The organism is Corynebacterium amycolatum (assembly GCF_016889425.1).
In the GTDB taxonomy this organism is placed as follows: Bacteria; Actinomycetota; Actinomycetes; order Mycobacteriales; family Mycobacteriaceae; genus Corynebacterium; species Corynebacterium amycolatum.
The window spans coordinates 179,657-200,285 of record NZ_CP069513.1; the positions used below are offsets into that span (position 1 = coordinate 179,657).

17 protein-coding genes are annotated in these 20,629 nt (G+C 59.4%); 4 read left to right on the top strand and 13 right to left on the bottom strand.

Annotation, left to right across the window (positions count from 1 at the left end; genetic code table 11):
- Positions 1 to 4: 4 nt before the first annotated feature.
- The 3 genes from I6J19_RS00805 to guaB all read right to left on the bottom strand — a co-directional run bounded on the left by I6J19_RS00805 (position 5) and on the right by guaB (position 4,601).
- Positions 5 to 1,753 (bottom strand): FAD-dependent oxidoreductase, encoded by a 1,749-nt coding sequence (locus I6J19_RS00805; RefSeq protein WP_038627751.1) that lies wholly within the window; start codon positions 1,751 to 1,753, stop codon positions 5 to 7.
- Between the two features lie 119 nt (positions 1,754 to 1,872).
- On the bottom strand, positions 1,873 to 3,021 hold the full coding sequence (locus I6J19_RS00810) for a GuaB3 family IMP dehydrogenase-related protein (RefSeq protein ID WP_038627749.1): 1,149 nt from the start codon (positions 3,019 to 3,021) through the stop codon (positions 1,873 to 1,875).
- 50 nt (positions 3,022 to 3,071) lie between these two features.
- On the bottom strand, positions 3,072 to 4,601 hold the full coding sequence (guaB, locus tag I6J19_RS00815; RefSeq protein ID WP_038629376.1) for an IMP dehydrogenase: 1,530 nt from the start codon (positions 4,599 to 4,601) through the stop codon (positions 3,072 to 3,074).
- Positions 4,602 to 4,864: 263 nt separating this feature from the next.
- Here guaB and I6J19_RS00820 point away from each other — a divergent pair, with 263 nt between their 5' ends.
- Positions 4,865 to 5,233: a DUF5319 domain-containing protein gene (locus I6J19_RS00820; RefSeq protein ID WP_038629374.1), complete on the top strand. Its 369-nt coding sequence runs from the start codon at positions 4,865 to 4,867 to the stop codon at positions 5,231 to 5,233.
- A 137-nt stretch (positions 5,234 to 5,370) separates the two neighbouring features.
- A complete protein-coding gene (locus I6J19_RS00825; RefSeq protein WP_080972931.1) occupies positions 5,371 to 5,694 on the top strand; it encodes a WhiB family transcriptional regulator in 324 nt (107 codons plus the stop codon).
- 125 nt (positions 5,695 to 5,819) lie between these two features.
- On the opposite strand, the gene groL is transcribed toward I6J19_RS00825, so the two are convergent.
- The 9 genes from groL to I6J19_RS00870 all read right to left on the bottom strand — a co-directional run bounded on the left by groL (position 5,820) and on the right by I6J19_RS00870 (position 16,042).
- Positions 5,820 to 7,424 carry a chaperonin GroEL gene (gene groL / locus I6J19_RS00830; RefSeq protein WP_038627745.1) on the bottom strand — a complete coding sequence of 535 codons (1,605 nt, stop codon included), beginning with the start codon at positions 7,422 to 7,424 and terminating at the stop codon, positions 5,820 to 5,822.
- A 19-nt stretch (positions 7,425 to 7,443) separates the two neighbouring features.
- The gene (groES, locus tag I6J19_RS00835) at positions 7,444 to 7,743 is read right to left on the bottom strand and encodes a co-chaperone GroES (RefSeq protein WP_005510054.1); all 300 of its coding nucleotides are present in this window, start codon (positions 7,741 to 7,743) and stop codon (positions 7,444 to 7,446) included.
- Between the two features lie 458 nt (positions 7,744 to 8,201).
- Positions 8,202 to 9,275 carry a tRNA (adenosine(37)-N6)-threonylcarbamoyltransferase complex transferase subunit TsaD gene (gene tsaD, locus I6J19_RS00840; protein WP_038629372.1) on the bottom strand — a complete coding sequence of 358 codons (1,074 nt, stop codon included), beginning with the start codon at positions 9,273 to 9,275 and terminating at the stop codon, positions 8,202 to 8,204.
- Positions 9,276 to 9,333: 58 nt separating this feature from the next.
- Positions 9,334 to 9,762, bottom strand: a complete 429-nt coding sequence (locus I6J19_RS00845; RefSeq protein WP_038627743.1) for a hypothetical protein — start codon at positions 9,760 to 9,762, stop codon at positions 9,334 to 9,336.
- A gap of 55 nt (positions 9,763 to 9,817) precedes the next feature.
- Positions 9,818 to 11,554, bottom strand: coding sequence for a pyruvate dehydrogenase (locus I6J19_RS00850; RefSeq protein WP_038627741.1), 1,737 nt, complete (start codon positions 11,552 to 11,554; stop codon positions 9,818 to 9,820).
- Between the two features lie 38 nt (positions 11,555 to 11,592).
- Positions 11,593 to 12,072: a ribosomal protein S18-alanine N-acetyltransferase gene (gene rimI, locus I6J19_RS00855; protein ID WP_038627739.1), complete on the bottom strand. Its 480-nt coding sequence runs from the start codon at positions 12,070 to 12,072 to the stop codon at positions 11,593 to 11,595.
- A complete protein-coding gene (gene tsaB, locus I6J19_RS00860; protein ID WP_038627737.1) occupies positions 12,069 to 12,719 on the bottom strand; it encodes a tRNA (adenosine(37)-N6)-threonylcarbamoyltransferase complex dimerization subunit type 1 TsaB in 651 nt (216 codons plus the stop codon). The genes rimI and tsaB overlap by 4 nt, the downstream gene beginning before the upstream one ends.
- A gap of 30 nt (positions 12,720 to 12,749) precedes the next feature.
- Complete coding sequence (locus tag I6J19_RS00865) at positions 12,750 to 14,363, bottom strand: bifunctional alanine racemase/tRNA (adenosine(37)-N6)-threonylcarbamoyltransferase complex ATPase subunit type 1 TsaE (protein ID WP_038627735.1); 1,614 nt, start codon at positions 14,361 to 14,363, stop codon at positions 12,750 to 12,752.
- Entirely contained in the window at positions 14,360 to 16,042 is a 1,683-nt protein-coding gene (locus I6J19_RS00870; RefSeq protein WP_038627733.1) for an NAD(P)H-hydrate dehydratase, read from the bottom strand. Before I6J19_RS00870 ends, I6J19_RS00865 begins: the two co-directional genes overlap by 4 nt.
- 24 nt (positions 16,043 to 16,066) lie before the next feature.
- Here I6J19_RS00870 and I6J19_RS00875 point away from each other — a divergent pair, with 24 nt between their 5' ends.
- Both I6J19_RS00875 and I6J19_RS00880 read left to right on the top strand, forming a co-directional pair.
- Positions 16,067 to 17,155 (top strand): esterase/lipase family protein, encoded by a 1,089-nt coding sequence (locus tag I6J19_RS00875; RefSeq protein ID WP_038627731.1) that lies wholly within the window; start codon positions 16,067 to 16,069, stop codon positions 17,153 to 17,155.
- A gap of 219 nt (positions 17,156 to 17,374) precedes the next feature.
- Complete coding sequence (locus I6J19_RS00880; protein WP_049182329.1) at positions 17,375 to 18,727, top strand: HNH endonuclease signature motif containing protein; 1,353 nt, start codon at positions 17,375 to 17,377, stop codon at positions 18,725 to 18,727.
- Here the strand turns inward: I6J19_RS00880 and glmS are convergent.
- Positions 18,710 to 20,584 carry a glutamine--fructose-6-phosphate transaminase (isomerizing) gene (gene glmS, locus I6J19_RS00885; RefSeq protein ID WP_038627727.1) on the bottom strand — a complete coding sequence of 625 codons (1,875 nt, stop codon included), beginning with the start codon at positions 20,582 to 20,584 and terminating at the stop codon, positions 18,710 to 18,712. The two genes, I6J19_RS00880 and glmS, sit on opposite strands and share 18 nt — an antisense overlap.
- Positions 20,585 to 20,629 lie beyond the last annotated feature (45 nt).

Here is a 20,629-nt window from a genome sequence, read left to right on the forward strand (position 1 = left end):
CTTATCAAGACTTACGGACTGCAGGCATACCCAGGTTCAGTGCAGCCGGAGCATCTTCCGGCACAGCCGGGTTCACCGGAGCAATCGGCTCCAGTCGCACGTAGGACTCACCCTGCGCCGGACGCTGATCTTCCTCACCCTTATTCGGCCACAGCGACGTTGCACGCTCCGCATTCGCGGAAATCGACAGTGACGGGTTCACCCCCGGGTTGGCTGCCATCGCCGAGCCGTCGTGAATCGAGAGCGTCGGGTAGCCCCACACGCGCAGGTACGGGTCGACTACGCCGTTTTCGGGCGAATCCGAAATCGTCGCGCCACCAATGAAGTGAGCTGTCAAAGGAATGTTTGCCAACTCACCGATAGTGCCACCAGCCAGCACACGACCATTCCGACCACGTGCATTGAGCTTGTCCGCCGCACGTTGCGTAGCTTCGTTGCCCGACGGAATCCACGTCGGGTTCGGCTCCCCCTCGCCCTGCTTACTCATCAGGAAACGCACCGGCCCGATCTTTTGCAGGTACGTCGTAATCGAGTTGTCGCGATTCTGCATCACCAAAGAAATCACGGTGCGCTGCGACCACTTACGCAGGTTCAGGAGTTGTGTCAGGTAGTTCGGGTGCTTTACGACGATCCCCACAGCCTGTAGCCAACGCGGAGTTGCACGACCCCCTTCGGTCATAATCATCTGCAGCATTGCAATGGCATTAGACCCCTTGCCGTAGCGCACTGGCTCGATATGGGTGTCCTCGTCCGGGAAGAATGACGAAGTGATAGCTACACCGTTAGAGAAGTCATTTTCCGGGTCCACCTTCGTACCCATCGCGCCCAAGATAGCCTCGGAGTTGGTGCGGGTCAGCTTGCCCAAAGACTTCGGCAGCAGCGGCAAGTACCCATCGGCCTGCTGCCGGTGCAGCAAATTCTGGGTTCCCCAGGCACCGGCGGCGAGAATAACGCGCTTAGCTCTAAACTGCTGCTTGCCCTTAGCTACCCAACGGCCACTGCGCTCAGTGTCAATAACCCAGGAGCCATCAGCCTGAGGATGCAGGCCAGTAACGGTAGTGCGGTCAAAGACCTGCGCACCGAACTTCTCCGCCAAGTAAAGGTAGTTCTTAACCAGGGTGTTCTTTGCATTGTGGCGGCAACCAGTCATGCACTCACCACATTCCGTACAAGCAGTGCGGTCCGGTCCAACGCCACCAAAGTAGGGATCGGAAACTGTTTGCCCTGGCACACCCTGACCACCAGTCTTGGCACCGAAGAACACGCCCACCGGGGTTGAGCGGAAAGTATGGCCCACCCCCATATCTTCGGCTACCTCACGCATGACAACGTCGGCAGGCGTGTCGGATGGGTTGGTGACCACCCCGAGCATGCGAGATGCATTGTCATAGTGCGGAGTGAGTTCTGACTCCCAGTCGGTAATGTGCCCCCACTGACGGTGCTGGAAGTACTCGGTACCCGGCTTATACAGAGTGTTTGCGTAGTTAAGGGAACCACCGCCGACTCCAGCACCAGCGAGAATCATGACATCTTTCAACATGTGCACGCGCTGGACGCCAAAGAGCCCCAGCTTGGGAGCCCACAGGTACTTATGAAGCCGCCAGCTGGTCTTGGCAAAGTCTTTATCTTCGAACCGTCGACCGGCTTCGAGAACTGCCACTCGGTAGCCTTTTTCGGTCAACCGCAAAGCAGAAACAGAGCCACCGAAACCGGAACCGACGATTACAACATCGAAATCACGTTGTTTACTCATGGGAAAAGCCACCTTCTCTAAGGGCGTAACACTAATGCGCGGAACTCATGTTCCTAACCCTAAGCGGAGGTGGCTTTTCAGTAAGGTAGTTTTGCGAAAAAACTATCCGATTACTTTAATTACAAACCCTTTGGACGTACCGACAGCTCAACGCGGTGGAAGGACTTCAGGTTGGTAAAGCCGCACTTGGCCATTGCGCGACGCAGGCCACCGGCGAGATTGCGGTCACCGAACGGCGAGGCGGACGGGCCAAACAGAGCCTCTTCCAGGCTGACCAATTCCTTCTCATCGTCGACAACCGGCCACACCGCACCTCGCGGGTACTTCGGGTGTGCCGCAACAGACGGCCAGACATAGCCCTGCCCCGGGGCTTCGTTGACGGTTGCCAGCGCACTGGACAGCGCCACAGCATCCGCACCGCAGGCGATTGCCTTGGCAATATCACCGACGGTATCAATGCCGCCGTCGGCAATGATGTGGACGTAGCGGCCCTCGGTCTCATCGAGGTAGTCCTTACGAGCAGCTGCAGCATCCGCAATAGCGGTAGCCATTGGCACATCGATGCCGAGCGCATCCGGGGACGTCGTAAAGCCTGTACCGACGATTACACCAGCGGCGCCTGAGCGCATCAGATGCAGCGCAGTCTGGTAGTCGACAACGCCACCGGCAATAACCGGAACGTCCAGGCTGCCGATGAAGTCCTTGAGGTTCAGCGGCTCACCCTGAGCAGTGACGTGCTCTGCGGAAATCAGCGTGCCCTGGATAACCAACAAGTCAATGCCAGCTTTAATAGCCAGCGGCGCCAACTCACGGACGTGCTGCGGGGAGACACGAACTGCAGTGATCGCACCGGTTGCGCGGATTTCCTTGATGCGCTCAACCAACAGCTCCGTATCAATCGGAGCAGAGTGCAGTTCCTGCAGCTTGCGGTTCACTGCCTCGGATTCGCGCTTGGTGGCGGCATTCTTTGCCAACTTCACCAGCTCGGCAATCTTGTCCTGCGCATCGGCGTGACGGGCCCAGATACCCTCGGCGTTGAGAACCGCCAAGCCGCCCAGGCGAGCAAACTCAGCGACGGATTCCGGGCTGGCGATGGCATCTGTCGGATGCATCATCATCGGGAGTTCGAAATCGTAGGCGTCAATTCGCCAGGAGGTATCGACGTCCTTGGACGACCGAGTACGACGAGTGGGAACGAGTGCAATATCGTCCAACTCGTAGGTCCGGCGTGCCTCGCGGCCAATACCGATTTCAACGATGTCGCGCATGAGCTTTCCTCACATGCCCTTTCCGTGGAATTTAACTCGACTAAGCCAGTTTAGCGCTGGTAGTAGTTCGGCGCTTCGACAGTCATCTGGATATCGTGCGGGTGCGACTCGCGCAGGCCTGCAGCGGTGATCTGGACAAACTGTGCGTCGTGCAGCTGCTCGACGGTAGCGGAACCGGTGTAGCCCATAGCTGCGCGCAGACCACCGACCAGCTGGTGAACGATGGAGTCGATGCTGCCGCGGAACGGAACACGGCCCTCGATACCTTCCGGAACCAGCTTCTCTTCGCTCTTGACGTCAGCCTGGAAGTAGCGATCCTTGGAGTAGGAGCGCTTCTCGCCGGTCAGGCCGCGGCCCTGCATGGCGCCCAGCGAGCCCATGCCGCGGTACATCTTGTACTGCTTGCCGTTAACGAAGGTAACCTCACCCGGAGCCTCAGCGGTACCGGCCAGCATCGAACCGAGCATGACGGAGGATGCACCGGCCGCCAGAGCCTTGGCGATGTCGCCGGAGAACTGCATACCGCCATCGGCGATAATCGGAACGCCAGCCTTCTTAGCTGCGACAGAGGCTTCCATGATGGCGGTGATCTGCGGGGCACCTACACCTGCGACAACGCGAGTGGTGCAAATCGAGCCCGGGCCGATACCGACCTTGATGGCATCTGCACCCGCGTCAATCATGGCCTGTGCAGCACCACGGGTAGCTAGGTTGCCGCCGATAATCTGGATGTTCTCGCCGAATTCCTTCTTAACGCGGGAGACCATCTCAAGTACACCTGAGTTGTGGGCGTGAGCGGTATCAACAACGAGCACGTCTACGCCTGCGTCAGCCAATGCGTGTGCGCGCTTCCAGGAGTCCTCGCCGGTACCGATGCCAGCACCGACCAGCAGACGGCCGGAACCATCCTTGGAAGCATTCGGGTACTGATCCTTCTTGACGAAGTCCTTGACGGTAATCAGACCAGTCAGACGGCCTTCGCCATCGACGATCGGCAGCTTCTCCACCTTGTGAGCGCGCAGCAGGTTCAGCGCCGCATCGCCAGACACACCCTGCTCAGCCACGACGAGCGGCATCGGTGTCATGATTTCGGAAACCTTGCGGTTCAGGTCTGCCTCAAAACGCATGTCGCGGTTGGTGCAGATACCGACCAGCTTGCCGTCCTCGTCGACGACCGGCAGGCCCGAGATGCGGTAACGAGCGCACTTGGCATCTACTTCGGCGATGGTGTCATCCGGGGAACAGGTCACCGGGTCGGACACCATGCCAGCCTCAGAGCGCTTTACAATCTCGACCTGCTGAGCCTGCTCCTCGATGGACAGGTTGCGGTGCAGGATACCCATACCGCCCTGGCGGGCCATGGCAACAGCCATGCGAGCCTCGGTGACGGTGTCCATAGCAGCGGACACAATCGGAATGTTCAGACGCAGCTCACGAGTGAGCTGCGTCGAAGTATCAACGCCGGAGGGGATAACGTCCGAAGCGTCCGGCAGAAGCAGGACGTCATCGAATGTAAGGCCGACTAGTGGAATCTTGTTGGGATTGTCTCCGCCGAGGCTAATTCCCGTGGGGTTGGTCATGGACTCCTCCTGCTCCACCCTTGCCGACATCCGGCCAGGGGCGCTATCGCTTCGTGGTTGCCAAACGTTATATACAGGGTAGTCCTTAAGTGATAGAACGCGACAATTAGACGGAGCGACAGGCGCCCGACAAGGGTTAGCCAAAAGCTAGCTGAGGGTTATACCAAGGTGAACTAAACCCCAACTAAGTAGATTGCCAATCGTCAGGATTGCCGTACAGAGCTGTTACGGTAGTGATTGTGAACCATAACTTTTTCTCATCCATGCCGCGGGATCCGTTCGAGGGAGATCCCAATGACCCGGCAAGCTTTCTCGAGCCGGATGAGCCGTTTGCTCCGCTGACAGACCAGGAACGTCGAGAGGTTCTTGAAGATCTGGCCGCAGTTCGCCTATTCCGCACCGCTTTGAGCCCAGAGGGATTACTGGGTGTCTGCATGTTGTGTGAGGACTGCGGTGACGAGCACTTTTACAACTGGGAAGTTTTGGAAAACCACTACCTGATGCTCCTGTCTGGACAGGCGTCCCCGGTTCACGAGCCACAATTCGATCCAGACCCCTCCCGTTACGCTCCATGGGACTACTGCGCAGGCTTTGTCGACGGTCTGCGTTCTCGCCGACCTGGCCGTTTCTAAAAATTTGGTAAGAGTTTCACGGAATTGTTTGCGTAGTATCCCGGCTGGCCTCCTTAGGTTTACCAACCGTTCATTGTTGGCCTCCACACTTGAGCTCACTGCTTCAAGAAAGCTCAATGAAGGAGACATCAATTCCGATGACGTACATCGACCACTTGCCCGGGCCCAATGCGGATTTGTGGGATTGGCAGCTGCACGGCTCTTGCCGCGGGCAGGACTCCGCGACCTTCTTCCACCCGGAAGGCGAGCGCGGACGCGCACGCAGCCTACGCGAAGCCCGTGCGAAGGCTATCTGCCGTTCTTGCCCCGTTCTTATGCAGTGCCGTAGTCACGCACTCAAGGTTGGTGAGCCATACGGCGTCTGGGGTGGTCTCAGCGAATCTGAACGAAATGAAATCCTTCGAGCTAAGCCGGCCTCACGTGAACGCGAACTTGAACGCGTTCTAGTCGCTGCCATGTAGTCCCTCCCCTTCTCTCGGACTCCAGCCAGTTCCAGTTCACATAAAACCAAAATGCTCCCCACCCTCAGATTGAAAGGCGGGGAGCATTTCACGTACTAGCAGCTAGCACACTAGCTCATTAGCAATTAGTGAGCGTGATCGTGCTCCGGCTCCTCTTCCGGCTTGTCCACAACGGAAGCCTCAGTGGTCAGCAGCATGCGTGCCACGGAGGTTGCGTTGACGACTGCGGAGTGAGTGACCTTGACCGGGTCAATGACACCGGACTCAATCAGGTTCTCGTAAGTGTCAGTAGCAGCGTTGTAGCCGTTGCCGTTCTCCTGCTCGCCGATGTGGTAAACGACAACTGCGCCATCCTTACCAGCATTCTCAGCAATCCAGAAAGCCGGGCGGATCAGAGCCTTGGCAACTGCACGGACACCGACTGCCTCGTCACCCTCGAACTCGTCAGCAAATGCCTCGAGTTCACGGGAAATCTGCACCAGTACGGAACCGCCACCGGCGATGACGCCTTCCTGAGCTGCTGCACGAGCAGCGTTAATGGCATCCTCGACGCGCAGCTTGCGCTCGTTGACCTCGGTCTCGGTTGCAGCGCCGACCTTAATAACAGCCACACCGCCTGAGAGCTTCGCCAGACGCTCTTCCAGCTTCTCGCGGTCCCAGTCAGAGTCAGTGCGCTCAATCTCGGCACGAATCTGGTTACGACGCTCTTCCACGGCCTCAGCGGTGCCGGCACCGTCAACCAGGACGGTCTCGTCCTTGGTAATGGTGATGCGGCGTGCGTTACCCAGCACCTCAAGTCCAACGTCCTTCAGCTGCATGCCAGTGTCAGCCGTAACGACGGTTGCACCGGTGACAACTGCCAGGTCATCCATGAACGCCTTACGACGGTCACCGAAGTACGGTGCCTTCACTGCGGCAACCTTCAAGGTCTTGCGCATAGCGTTGATAACCAGCGCGGACAGAGCCTCGCCCTCGATATCCTCAGCCATGATCAGAGTCGGCTTGCCGGACTCGGCAATCTTCTCCAGAATCGGCAGGAACTCCGGCAGGGAGGAAATCTTCTCGCGGACCAGCAGCACCTGTGCACCGTCGAGAATTGCCTGCTGAGCCTCAACGTCGGTAATGAAGTACGGCGAGAGGAAGCCCTTGTTGAAGGACACGCCCTCGGTCACGGACAGCTCGGTGGCAATCGACTGCGACTCCTCCACAGAGACGACGCCGTCCTTGCCGACCTTGTCCATGGCACCTGCAACCAGGTCACCGATTTCAGTGTCGCGCGAGGAAACGGTTGCCACCTGTGCGATGGCAGCAGAGCTGCTGACCGGGGTGGCACGCTGCTTCAGCAGCTCAACCGCCTTGTCGGATGCAGCGTGAATACCGCGATTCAGAGAAATCGGGTTTGCGCCAGCTGCAACGTTGCGCAGACCCTCGTGGACCAACGCCTGTGCCAGCAGCGTTGCGGTAGTAGTGCCGTCGCCGGCAACGTCATTGGTCTTGACCGCAACGGACTTAACCAACTGCGCGCCGAGGTTCTCAAACGGATCCTCAACGTCGATGTCGCGGGCGATAGTCACACCGTCATTGGTGACCAGCGGACCGCCGAAGGCCTTGTCCAGGACTACGTTGCGACCCTTCGGGCCAAGCGTGACCTTGACTGCGTCGGCAAGCGTGTCCACACCGCGCTTGAGGCCTTCGCGAGCCTCTTCGTTAAAAGCAATAAGCTTCGCCATGTGTGGGTACGTCCTCCCTTTAGTTCTCGATAACAGCCAGGATGTCGCGCTGCGACAGCAGCAGGTACTCCTCGCCCTGGTACTTCAGCTCAGTGCCGCCGTACTTGGAGAAGATGACGATGTCGCCTTCCTTGACGTCCATAGGAATGCGGTCATCGTCATCGGCCCAACGACCCGGACCAACTGCGATAACGGTAGCCTCCTGCGGCTTCTCCTTAGCGGAGTCCGGGATAACCAGGCCAGAAGCCGTGGTGGTCTCTGCTTCGTTGATCTGAACGAGGACGCGGTCCTCCAGCGGCTTGATGTTGACGTTCGCCACGATGAATTCCTCCATACATGCGGTGATGTGATGTTCTTGTGCCGGTTGGTCTGCCGTGCACAGCCGTCGTCGCGGGTGAACAACTGTGTGTCAAACAACCTTCGTTAGCACTCTACCTCTGCAAGTGCTAACACTCAACAACAGTGAGCGCTAATGCTAATTGGTCAGCTTGTCGGGGTTGCAAGCCATACGACCGAACACAGTAACCGTCATCCCGTGTTCCTTGATGTACTCATCGCTAAAGCAGGGGCCACCAGAACCGGTCGTGTAACGACTGTCTGGCTCCCTCCTTTGCCAGGCACCTTCGTCCCATTGGTAAACCGCCAGTCCCCCCACTGTTTGTGCGTCCACCTATCGCCCACCATCCGTCACAGGCGACAATCGTAAAGTTTTCCTCCGTGGTTGGGAACTCCGGCGCCTCACAGTCTCCGCTAAACGGAGCCGAGTGGTAATCAGTCTCATTGCATTACAGGTTCTTCCACTGGCATCGATGGGTCGGTCGGACAGGCGTAACCAGAGGGATTGACCCCTGCGGCAATTAGGTAGGCGGCAGCTGCGCCAATCATGACACCGTTGTCGGTACACAGCTTAATCGGCGGCACGTGCAGCGTAATTCCCGCCGAGGTAGCTCGCGCCGCTGCGAGTTCACGCAACCTCGAGTTCGCAGCTACACCACCACCGAGCAGCAGCGTAGTAGCCCCCACATCCTGAGCCGCACGGACAGCCTTCTTGGTCAACACATCGCAGACCGCCTCCTGGAAGGAAGCACAAACGTCCTCTACGGAGTATTCACGACCTTCCTTCTCCGCTGCCTCGACATAGCGGGCCACGGCTGTCTTCAAGCCGGAGAAGGAGAAGTCATGGCGCGCATCCTGCTGGCGCATCATGGCCCGAGGAAACGCGATGGCCTTGCGGTTTCCCTGCTTAGCCAACTTATCGATAATCGGGCCGCCCGGGTAACCCAACCCAAGCAACCTAGAAACCTTGTCGTATGCCTCTCCGGCTGCGTCGTCAAGCGTCGACCCGAGCTCCTGCATCGGGCGACCGACCCCCTGTACACGCAGCAGCTGTGTGTGACCGCCAGAGACCAACAGCGCTACAGCATTGGACAAATCCGCGCCGTCAAGGGCACCAACAGCAACGTGGCCACCAAGGTGGTTAATGCCGTAGAAAGGCACACCCCAGGCAGCGGCATAGGCCTTCGCGCCTGCCGAACCAACCAGCAGCGCACCGGCGAGACCAGGCCCCACGGTAGCGGCGACGGCATCTGGGATAAAAGTATCGATACCGAGCTTGGCAGCTGCTTGCGCACGCGCTTCGGAAACCACTGGCTGCAAGGCTTCCAAATGAGCGCGAGAGGCAATCTCGGGAACCACACCGCCGAAACGGGCGTGCTGTTCCATGGAGGATGCGACGACGTCGGCAAGCACTTCTACCTCAACAGCGGCAGGGGTGGCGGTGTCGTCGTAGCGCACACGCATCACTGCAGCGCCAGTCTCATCGCAGGAACTCTCGATTGCCAGCAGGGTCAACTCGGTCATAGCAGTCATGGTACTAGCGCACCATCGGGTCGCTTACCAGCGACCGAGTTTAAATTTCGAGGCGGCCGAGGTTCCTCACAGCGGCACGCCAGAGAGCGTATTCCTCTGGGTAGTCATCGCGGTAGTGGCGAACGGCGCGCATACCGTGCTTAATACGCTCAATTTCCTCGTCGCCGATATCCTCGCCCTCGGCGTCGACGAATACGACCGTTCCGCAAATTGCGGTGGTGGGGTCGGTGAAGAAAGCCGAGTTGCCCGTAGCAGCCTCATTGCGACCGAGGGACGCGACCGGGTTCGGTTCAGCGCCCTCAGCCTTGGCCGTCGGGTTGTAGAGAGCGGCGTAATCGACACCATCTTCCTGAAACGCCACCGAAACACGGTCGGAGGAAACTCCGCCGAGGAATGTAGCAGCGGCCTCCAACTCAAATTCGACGATGCGATGCGTCAGGTCAGGGTTCACCAGAAAACCTTTAATCATGGAAACAGAGGTACCGCACCGCATCCGCTCCCGCATCTCGAGAGCGCTACCCCCACTATGGCCGCGGGATGTTGCGGAGGTTCGACCGTGCCATGTTGATCATCTGACCAACGCCGCCGCCAAAGACGGTGCGAGTAGCGGCCTTGGAGAATCCCATCAGCATGTCCCAGGTGATATTCGCCGGGATGGACAGGGCATTCGGGTCGGTGATCATGTCCACCAGTACCGGGCCGTCGTATGCCAGCGCCTCTTGAATCAGGCGAGGTGCATCGGCCGGATCTTCAATTCGGATGGCCTTGATACCCAACGACTCTGCGACTCCGGCGTAGTCAACTGCGCCGTGATCGGTCTCGTGCTCCGGCAGCCCCTGAACCAACATTTCCAACTTGACCATGCCGAGCGAGGAGTTGTTGAACACAAACATCTTGATCGGCAGCTGCTGCTGCTGCACGGTGATGAGCTCACCGAGCAGCATTGACAGGCCACCGTCACCGTTGAAGGTAATGACCTGACGGTCCCGGTCAGCAGCCTGCACACCAATAGCCTGCGACAGTGCATTGGCCATAGTGCCGTGACGGAAGGAACCAATCTGCTCTCGCCTGCCATTCGGCGTGACGTAGCGTGCAGCCCAGACATTGCCCATGCCGGTGTCGACGGTGAATACGGCATCGTCATCGGCGTACTTATCAATCAGGTCGGCCACATACTCCGGGTGAATCGGGCGCATGTTCTCAACGTCATGGGTGTATGCCTCGATGACGTGGCTGAGCAGGCGCTCGTGGTTCCGCAGCTGCTTGTCCAGGAAGGAGCGGTCGGTCTTTTCATCCAGGTACGGCAGGATGGTTTCGATCGTTGCGGCCACATCGCCGACGACTGGGTACTTCACCGTGGTACGACGACCGATGGCGCGACCATCGATATCGACCTGGGCGACGTTCTTAGTCGGCAGGAAGTCGTTGTACGGGAAGTCAGTACCGAGCAGAATCAACAAATCAGCATCGTTAGAGGCATCGTGGCAGGCGCCGTAGCCCAGCAGTCCGGACATTCCGACGTCATAGGGGTTGTCGTACTGGATGTACATCTTGCCACCCAGCGCATGCCCCACCGGCGACTTAATCTTCTCCGCAAGCTTGAGCACCTGTTCGCGGGCATCCTTCACACCTGCGCCGCAGAAAAGCGTGACGGTTTTAGCCTCATTGATTGCGTCGGCAAGCGCGGCGGCCTGACCGGCATCAGGGAATACGACTGGGCGACCGCTGCTGATAGTGGAGGTGACGAACTCATCATTTTCCACTTCATGCGTTGTAATGTCGCCCGGCAGAACCAGCACGGAAACACCGTGGCCAGTCATGGTCGACTGGATAGCATGATGCAAAACGACGCCACCCTGCTCAGCGGAGTTCACCATCTCGCAGTAACCGGAGCACTCGTTGAAAATAAACTCCGGATGGGTCTCCTGGAAGAAGTTCGAGCCAATCTGGCGAGAAGGAATGTGCGATGCCAGCGCCAGCACCTTTGCGCCGTTGCGGTGGGAGTCATAGAGGCCCTGAATGAGGTGGGTGTTACCCGGACCGCAAGAGGCCGCACACACTGCTAATTCGCCGGTGACCAGGGACTCGGCACCGGCAGCGAAGGCCGCAGCCTCCTCGTTGCGGACGTGCACCCACTCAATGGAGGACTCACGCACCGCGTCGACAATGGGGTTCAAACTATCTCCGACGAGTCCGAAGATTCGCTTGACACCTTGATTCTCTAGGGTTTCTACGAGCTGCTTTGCAAAGGTTTTAGCCATGTGACCGGTCTAACGCAGAATAGTCGCTACGTCAACATTTAGCCGGCGGGCACAGGCCGGCACATTGTGTAAGCGTCCGCCCCAGAGCCCGGGTAGTAGTTTTTTCGTAGCCCCATATTTTCGAAGCCGTAGCGTCGATACATGGCGATAGCGGGTTCATTATCCGTGCGCACTTCCAAAAACACCGGGCCCGGATCCTCCGCCACAGCTGCCATCAGCGCGTCCATGAGCTGCGCCCCAAAGCCCCGGCGCTGCCACTTCTGCCCCACGCCGACGGTGTGAATCTCGTACTCGGCGCCACCCGCAGGTCCCAGCTTGGTAATCCCCGCATAGCCGCACAGTTCTTCGACCCCGTCTGCCTCTGCGATCAGCCCGACGTAGAAATTGTTCGGCGCGGCCAGCTCTGCCATAAAGGCCGATTCCGGCCAGGGATCATCGCCGGCAAATAGCTCCGCCTCAATCGCCGCACACGCCTTGGCTGCAGGAGGCCCGAGACGCACTAGCTTGACGACGCTCATCTCATAGCCTTCGGGACAACGGCATCCGGACGGCGCAAGTACAGCGGCACCAGTGGGCCCGGCGCGGTGTCAAAGTCAACCGTTTCAACCATGGCTTTCGGAGTGGGAAAGACTTGTTCGGCAGCAACCTCAAGCCCGGCAATTTGCTCGATGTGGCTGAGGCTGCCGCGGGCGTGGCTCGGCGTGAAGTCGGCGACTTCTGCTGCGAGTTCTTCCTTGAGCAGCTCCATGACGTCGGCTGGCTTGGCCACTGCCGGGCCGAAAACTCGCTGGCCATCGTGGTAGGCCGCGAAGTACACCTCGCGGCGGCGAGCATCGGTGACGACCAGTTCATCGCCAACACCAACCGCGAGCGCATCCAGGCTGCAGATGCCGTAGCAGGGAATTCCCAGAGCGTCGGCAAAGGAGGCTGCGGTTGCCATACCAACGCGCAAGCCCGTAAACGGTCCCGGACCACAGCCGACAACCACGGCATCTAGCTCGGTTGCCGCCACCCCACTGTCGGTGAGGCACTGCTGAATCAGCGGCACCAGCACCTCGTTGTGCGCGCGGGCATCCAGGTGCAGCTTTTCGGCCACGGTTTCACCATCGCGGACAATTCCCGCGGTGACCTGTGGGGTCGATGTGTCAACGGCCAAAATGTTCATACTCAGTAACCTACTTGAACCGACTTGAAGCTACTTGCTCCACTTCCAGGTGACGACGCGGGTATCGTCGTCACGCGAACGATCGATGCTCACCTGCAGATAGCGCTCAGAGAGCACCTCGGCGAGCCCCATTCCCCACTCGGCGACCACGACGCTGTCCTCGAGGTCGGTGTCCAGATCGAGTGAATCCAGCGCATCGAAGGCCTCGCCATCAGAGCCGGGTCCCTCTTCGCCGAAGAGTCGATAGGCGTCGACATGGATGAGGGTGACGCCGTCTTTTGCGAGCGGACGGTGCTCGCGGGCGATGGTGAACGTCGGCGATGTCACGCGCCCGCGCACATTCATGCCGCGGGCGATGCCCTGCGTGAGAGTGGTCTTACCCGCGCCGAGTGGGCCATCGAGAATCACCAAATCCCCGGCGGCTAGCTCCCGGCCAATCTCCTCGCCGAGGTCACGCATGTCCTCTGCGGTTGGCGCAATGCGGCTGCGCACCCACTTTCGCTCGCTGCGTCCCTTCGGTGCGGTGAGGATTTCGTAGTTAATGGTGCCGGATGCCTCCGCGAGGTCATCGAGACCGGGCTCCCCCAGTGTGGGATCACCGACGATGACCGCAGTGTCGCCGGCCTCGACATCACTGTCGGGACCAAGGTCGACGACGAACTGATCCATACATACGCGTCCTACCTGCGGATAGCGTGTGCCATTGATGCTGACTTCGAAACGACCGGATGCCGAGCGCATCATGCCGTCGGCATAGCCGCAGGGCACGATGCCGATGGTGGTATCGCGGTCAGCTGTCCAGGTCTGTCCGTAGGACACCGACTGCCCTGCCGGCAGCTTCTTGACCAAGATGACCGACGCTTCCCACCGCATCGCTGGGCGCAATCCATGGGTGGACCCCACAATTGGCTCGCCACCATAAATCGCCAGCCCTGGGCGCACCATGTCGAAGGCCAGGTCAGGACGCGACAACGATGCCGGCGAATTCGCCGCATGGTTAATCAGCTCATCCAGCCCCGCCTCGCGCAGTGCAGTAATCGCTGCACGGAAATTCTGCGCCTGCTTATCGACGCTCGCGTTGCCCGGCTCATCCGCGCACGCAAAGTGCGTGAAAGCACCGGTGATGTTCAGCGCACCGGTCTTGTGCAGCTCGACCAGCTGATCAACCGCATTCTCAAAGTCCCCATTGGTCATAGAGAATCCCGAGCGACCCAAGCCCGTATCGACCATCACCGTCACACGTGGTGTCACCGATAGCGCCCGCCCGGCATTGGCCACGGCCAGCGCATGAGCCATCGACGGCAGGCCGAGGTCAATATCTGCAGCCACAGCACGCTGCAGCAACGAGGTGGCTGCCGCGTCCCAGATCCAGGCGAGGATGGGGATGGTGTGGCCGTCGTCAAGCGTGGTGCGGAGTTCCTCGCGGAGGGAGAGCGCCTCGTCGATTGTTGCGACGCCGAGCTGTGTTGCGCCGCCGGCCAGTGCGGCACGCGCCGTCTGCAGCGCACCCTGCGAGTAGCCGTCCGCCTTGACGACGGCCATGAATTCCGACACCCCTGCGATGGCCTTGACGGTCTTCACATTGTGGGTGATTGCGTCGAGATTAACGGTATGGGTCAGGATGGCTGGTGCCGAGGAAGTCATAGCCGTATTTTGCCACTGATGCCTTCATTGGTGAACCACGCGGTGGCATCTCGGATGGATTCAGCGATGTCCTGGGCGCTGCAGGGTGCTGGTCCGAACTCTGTCTGCGCGGCCAAGAATGCGGCGCGAGCGTGAATAATTACTGGTACGTAGAGGGATTCGCCTCGTGCTACCCAGGCGCCAAGAAGTCCGGACAGTACATCGCCGGAGCCCGGCGTGGCTGCCCAGGAGCTACCCGCGTCAATCACAACTGTGCGCTGCGTTTTCGGATTGGCAATCACGGTGCGGCGTCCCTTGAGCAACACTTCACAGGAGAACTGCTCGGCAAGTTCACGGGCATCTGCGATGGCGTTAGTGACCTCGTGCCCGGTAAGGCGCTCAAATTCGCCGGCGTGCGGTGTGAGAACAGTGCGCAGGTTGCGCTCCTGGCCGCGCTCGCGGACGAGCTGTCGGAGATTCTCATGCATCGAGAGCAGCGTCAGGGCGTCAGCATCGATGACTACTGGTTTGTCGGTAGCCAGGATGGCACGCAGTTCCTCGGCCGCGCGCTCATCAGTGCCCCGACCAGGGCCGGCAACCCAGGCATCGACGCGTACCTCTTTACGATCCACCGAGTCCGGCTGCGCAATCACCGTCGGTAAGGCCGTCGGTAAGGCTGCGGTGATGCGGTTGCGGGCGTCCACGTCGCCGACATAGATAACCGCGGGACTGGTCGCGTGCACGGCAGCGGAGGCACACAGCTGACCAGCGCCCGGATACTCCTGACTACCGGCGGCGATACCCGTTACTCCGGTAGAGTACTTGTGGTCAGCAGCACCGGGTTCGAGCTGAGTCTTCGCGCCAAAAGGTGCCGGAAAGCTCCCGCCTAGGGCTTCGTAAAACTCTACGGTCGGAGTCTGGTGGTGGACGGCATTGTAGTGACCGTTTTCATAGAGCGTCTGCCCCAGTCCTGGAAGTTCGAGGGAGCAGACATCGAGCGCAATTTCGTACAATTCGACCTCACCACAGGCTTCCGACAGCGCATGCGCGTAGCGCAGTCCGCCGAAGGTCACCGTTGTCGTGGCCTCGACGTGGGATGGCAGGTACGGATCCTGGCCCTCTTCCAGGTCGAGGTCGGGGTTGATGGTCTGGGAGGGCGGATCAAAAGTGCGTCCGGTATCGGCTTCCACGCCACTCGGCACGTCGACCGAGAGAATAGGCACCTCGCCTATGTTTGCCTCGCGCACCAGCCACGCAGCCTCTTCGCGCAGCGCACCATGACCACCGAGCCCCACAATTCCGTCGATAATCAGTGCGTAGTCTTCACTTATCGACCACAGAATCTTCGATAAATCCGTCTCCCGGTCACACCCCAACGGCAGCACCCGCCCGCCTGCGAGCTCAAACGCTTTCAGCGCCCGTTCATGTGGCTTGGTGCCCAGCAAAACTGCATCCACGCCATGTCCGCCCGAAGACAAGTCCCGGCCGGCATAGAGCGCATCGCCACCATTGCCTCCCGACCCAACCAACAGCAGCACACGACCGCGACCAGGCTCCGGCGACACCTTAGCGAGCATCCGCTCCGCCACCTCCGACACAGCGGTGGCTGCGTGGCGCATGAGTTCGTCGTCACGCGTTTGTGCGTCCAGATAGGGCTGTTCCGCGGCGCGAATTTCGGCAGCTGTGTAGCAGTACGTCATAAACCCAGCCTACGATTAGCCCCTATGGATGACTACTCCCCGAGCACGCGAGTTTTCGGCCCTCTACTGCGCGCCTTTCCGCAGGCATACCTGCGCTCGTTGCGTCATCCCGAATGGATCCCCCACGGCGTGCAGGACGTTCGCGAAATCCTCGACGGCAAAGTCACTCCCGACCTGGATGGATACAACGGCCGCACACCAATTGTCCTGGTTCACGGCACCTGGATGAACTCGTTCAACTCCTTCGCCATGTTGGGGCCGTTCCTCGCCCGGAATCGCCCTGTATTCTCACTCGATTACGGCTCCGACCCCGCCGCGCTGGTCAGCCGCCTCCGGAGCGTCAAAGCCACCACCGATTTGAGCGATGCGCTCGCCGAAGTCACCGACCTTCTCGACCGCTTCCGAGCCCAACTCTCCCTACCCCGCATCGACCTCATCGGTCATTCCCAGGGCGGTCTGCACTGTCGCAGTTACGCCAACGCGAGCATCGATTCGCTTTACGACGACGCCCTCAACCATGGCCTCAACGAAGAAGACGCCGAGCAGTTCGCCTCCGACAACAGCCCCGTGCGGGCAGTCATCTCGCTTGCGGGAAACCATCGCGGCACTACTGCGTGGGGCATGCGCCGAAGGCTCAGTGCCTTTGAACGATGCGGCCTACCAATGCACAAACTCGTCGACCGCCTTGTCGGCCGTGCCTGTATTCAACAGCTGCTGGACTCCGACTATATTGCGACTCTGAACCGCGCAGTGCGTGGCATTACCCGACGCGGCCCGCACTACCTGAATATCGGCACCCCTTTCGACACCGTAGTTCGCCCGTGGACCGGCGCCTTTTTGCCCGAACAAGAGGGTCACCACATTACGAACGTCAACAACGCCACCGGCGGTGGCGACTGGTCTGACCACCTCGCGCTGCTCTACTCCCCCAATACCTTAGAACTCATCCACGAGTTCTTAGACGAGCTGGATCGCGCCGAGGAGGGTGGCGCCGAGGACTCTTCGACCAACAAGCAAACGCCGCGCCATGTACGGCAGCGAGTCCTGCCTATGTACGGCGCACTGCCGACGAGGCTCGGGCGGCGGAGACTCGGACGGCGCGGCCAAATCTAATTCAACATGGACTTTTAGAACATATTTCTAAAACCCTATTGACACTTTTTCAAACAGGTGTACGATTTGGGTTGTAGGGAAAATTTGTAAGCAAAAGTTCTTGGTCCGGTGCACAGAGGTTGGCGGGGGCTGGTTGAACGAGCCTCTCCACGCTTCTCTCCACCACAGAACTCAATCTTCAATTCTCCGGCGGACACGTAGTAATCAGGGGGATAACCAATGTCATCGCCGCCCATAGAACTTCCAGCACCAGGTCAAAAGCCCTCATGGGCCAACCAGCAATCCGACGACCCCATTAGCATCGCGGCCCGTGCCACCAACGCCGCAGACCTTCAGCTCATCGATATCTGCGCTCCCGGTGACGCGGTAGATGTCAATCACCATCTCGCCCGCATAAGCATTCGAACCGGCCTTAGCCGCGGCAAGTGCTCTACGCTGTGCGAGATTGCACTGATGTTCGAGCGCCTACCAAAAGTCCGGGCTCTCATCGAATCCACCTTCTGTTTCTCTCTAGCCCATCTCCGCGCCATCGCCAATGGCGTTGCCGGGCTGTCACCAGACCAGTTCGACACGGTAGAGCCCCATCTTTTGGAAATGCTCACTCCGACGCGACCTCGACAAGCAATGATTGGTGTCTACACGCTGTCTCGCCTAATCGGCGACTTGGTTTCTGAGTACAACGACTGCGCCCGCAACGACGGCACCCAACGGGTTCCAGAAGGCGAAGCGGTCACACTCGCCGACACGGGCGATGGCAAGCACAAAAAGGTCACAGCAATCCTTGAAAACGACCGCGCGACCGAGCTCATGGCCAGGATCCAGGGGATTCGCAACATCGCAATCAATCGTGGTGAACAGTGCACGCAGGCGGAAGCGCTACTACAGCTGGCACAGAATTCGACCAATGCCGAGATTGTCATCAATGTCTACCGCGAGGTCGGCGGTGGGCCAGCATGGATTGATGGCGTCGGCTGGCTGAGCGAGGTAGCCACCGAAGAATGGATTGCTCGCGCAACTCACATCCGTATCTCCGCCGACAGCAAGGTGGATGGTTACCGCCCCACCGAGAGCCAAGTGGCTCGCGTCCGTGGTCGCGACGGTACCTGCCGCTTCCCTGGCTGCGACGTCCCGGCATCCAAGTGCGACCTGGACCATATTCAGCCGTACAACCACGACAATCCCGACCAGGGCGGGCCAACTGACACAGAGAATCTGCACTGTCTCTGCCGCCGACACCACAACCTAAAAACTCACGAGGGCTGGGACATCGACAGGTACCCCGATGGAACGGAAGTGTGGACTTCCCGCGATGGAGACACCGCGACTAGCGTTCCGGTTGGGGCGCTAAAGAACGTCGGCAAGCAAACTTTTCATCAGCGCGTGACACGAAAGATGAAGACGATTCAGAAACGCAACCTCGATTGGATGTTGTCATTTTGCGACGTACCTGACGAGGTCTGGGAGCTAACAGAGGAGGAAGAAAAACGCATCGGGTCCCTCACGGATGAAGAACTCGATGCGGAAATTGAGCAATACCGACGAAAGCAGGACGAACTACTCGACGGTGACTGACTTAGCCAGGTTGCGCGGCTTATCGATGTCCTCGTTACCGCACTGGCGAGCGATCTCAGCTGCCAGGAACTGCATCGGAATCGTAGACAACAGCGGCTGGAGCAGCGTGGACGTCTCCGGGATCTCAATCAGGTAGTTCGCAAACGGAACCACCGACTGATCCCCTTCTTCGGCAATCACGATGGTCTTGGCGCCACGGGCACGAATCTCCTGGATGTTGGAGACAATCTTGGAGTGCAGCACGGCGCGTCCCTTCGGCGATGGCACTACAACGACGACCGGAAGATCATCCTCGATGAGTGCAATTGGACCATGCTTGAGCTCGCCTGCCGGGAACCCCTCTGCGTGAATGTAGGCAAGCTCCTTGAGCTTCAGCGCACCCTCAAGTGCGACTGGGTAGCCAACGTGTCGGCCGAGGAAGAGCATCGTCGGAATAGCACCGATTTCCTTGGCCATGTCGATGAACTCATCGCCCTTAGCAACGACCTTGTCAATCAGTGCCGGGATGGTCTCCAGCTCTTCAAACTCGCGAGTGACCTCATCCGGGTACTTAGTGCCGCGTGCCTGGGCAAGAGCCAATCCGACCAGGTAATTTGCGGCTACCTGCGCCAGGAACGACTTGGTTGCAGCAACACCAATCTCCGGCCCAGCGTGCGTGTAGAGCACGGCATCAGACTCACGCGGAATCTGTGCACCGTTGGTATTACAGACAGCCAGCACGCGGGCGCCCTGGCTCTTTGCGTGCCGCACGGCCTCGAGGGTGTCCGCAGTCTCACCCGACTGCGAAATAGCGACCACCAGCGTCTGGCGGTCCAGCACCGGATCGCGGTATCGGAACTCGGACGCGACCTCAATCTCGACCGGGATACGCACCCAGTGCTCAATGGCGTACTTGGCCAACAAACCGGAGTGGTATGCGGTACCACAGGCGACGACGAAGACCTTCTCGATGTCACGCAGATCTTGGTCACTCAGGCGGGACTCGTCGAGAACGATGCGGCCATCAACGAGGTGACCGGCCAACGTATCGCGGACGGCGGCAGCCTGCTCGTGGATTTCCTTCATCATGAAGGAGTCATAGCCACCCTTTTCGGCTGCAGCGAGATCCCAGTCGATGGTGAATGGTCGACCCTGCTGCTCGTTGCCGGCGAAATCCAGGATGCGGTAATCATCTGCGGTGATGATGACGACGTTGTCCTGCCCCAGCTCCACGGCCTCGCGGGTGTGCGCGATGAAAGCCGCAACGTCAGATCCGAGGAACATTTCGTTTTCGCCCACACCGACAATCAGCGGAGTGGAGCGACGAGCAGCGATGATGCGATCCGGGTGGTCTGCATGAGTAAACAACAGCGTGAAAGCACCCTCGAGGCGGTTGAGCACGGACAGCGCAGACGCCTCGAAATCACCAGCGGTAGATCCGCCGTCGGAACCGTCCAGGGCACGTGCGAGCATGTGCGCAGCGACCTCGGAGTCGGTTTCGGACTTCAGCTCAATGCCGGCATCCTCCAGCTCCTGACGTAGCGGAGCAAAGTTCTCGATAATGCCGTTGTGGACGATAGCCACCTTGCCGTCATAGGACTGGTGTGGGTGGGCATTCTCATCAATTGGGCGACCGTGGGTAGCCCAACGGGTGTGCCCAATTCCAGTGGTTCCAGTGATTTTGTCGCGCCCATCCGCGTCAAGGGCAGCCTCGAGGTTGGCGAGTTTACCGGCCTTCTTCTCTACAGTGATATGCCCCTGATTGTCGACAATGGCGACACCCGCGGAGTCATAGCCACGGTATTCCATGCGTCGTAGCGCATCGACAGCAATATCCAGGGCGGGCTGATGGCCCACATATCCAACGATTCCACACATGCCCTACAGAATAACCCGCGAAGCGGAAAATCGTCATAACGAAAT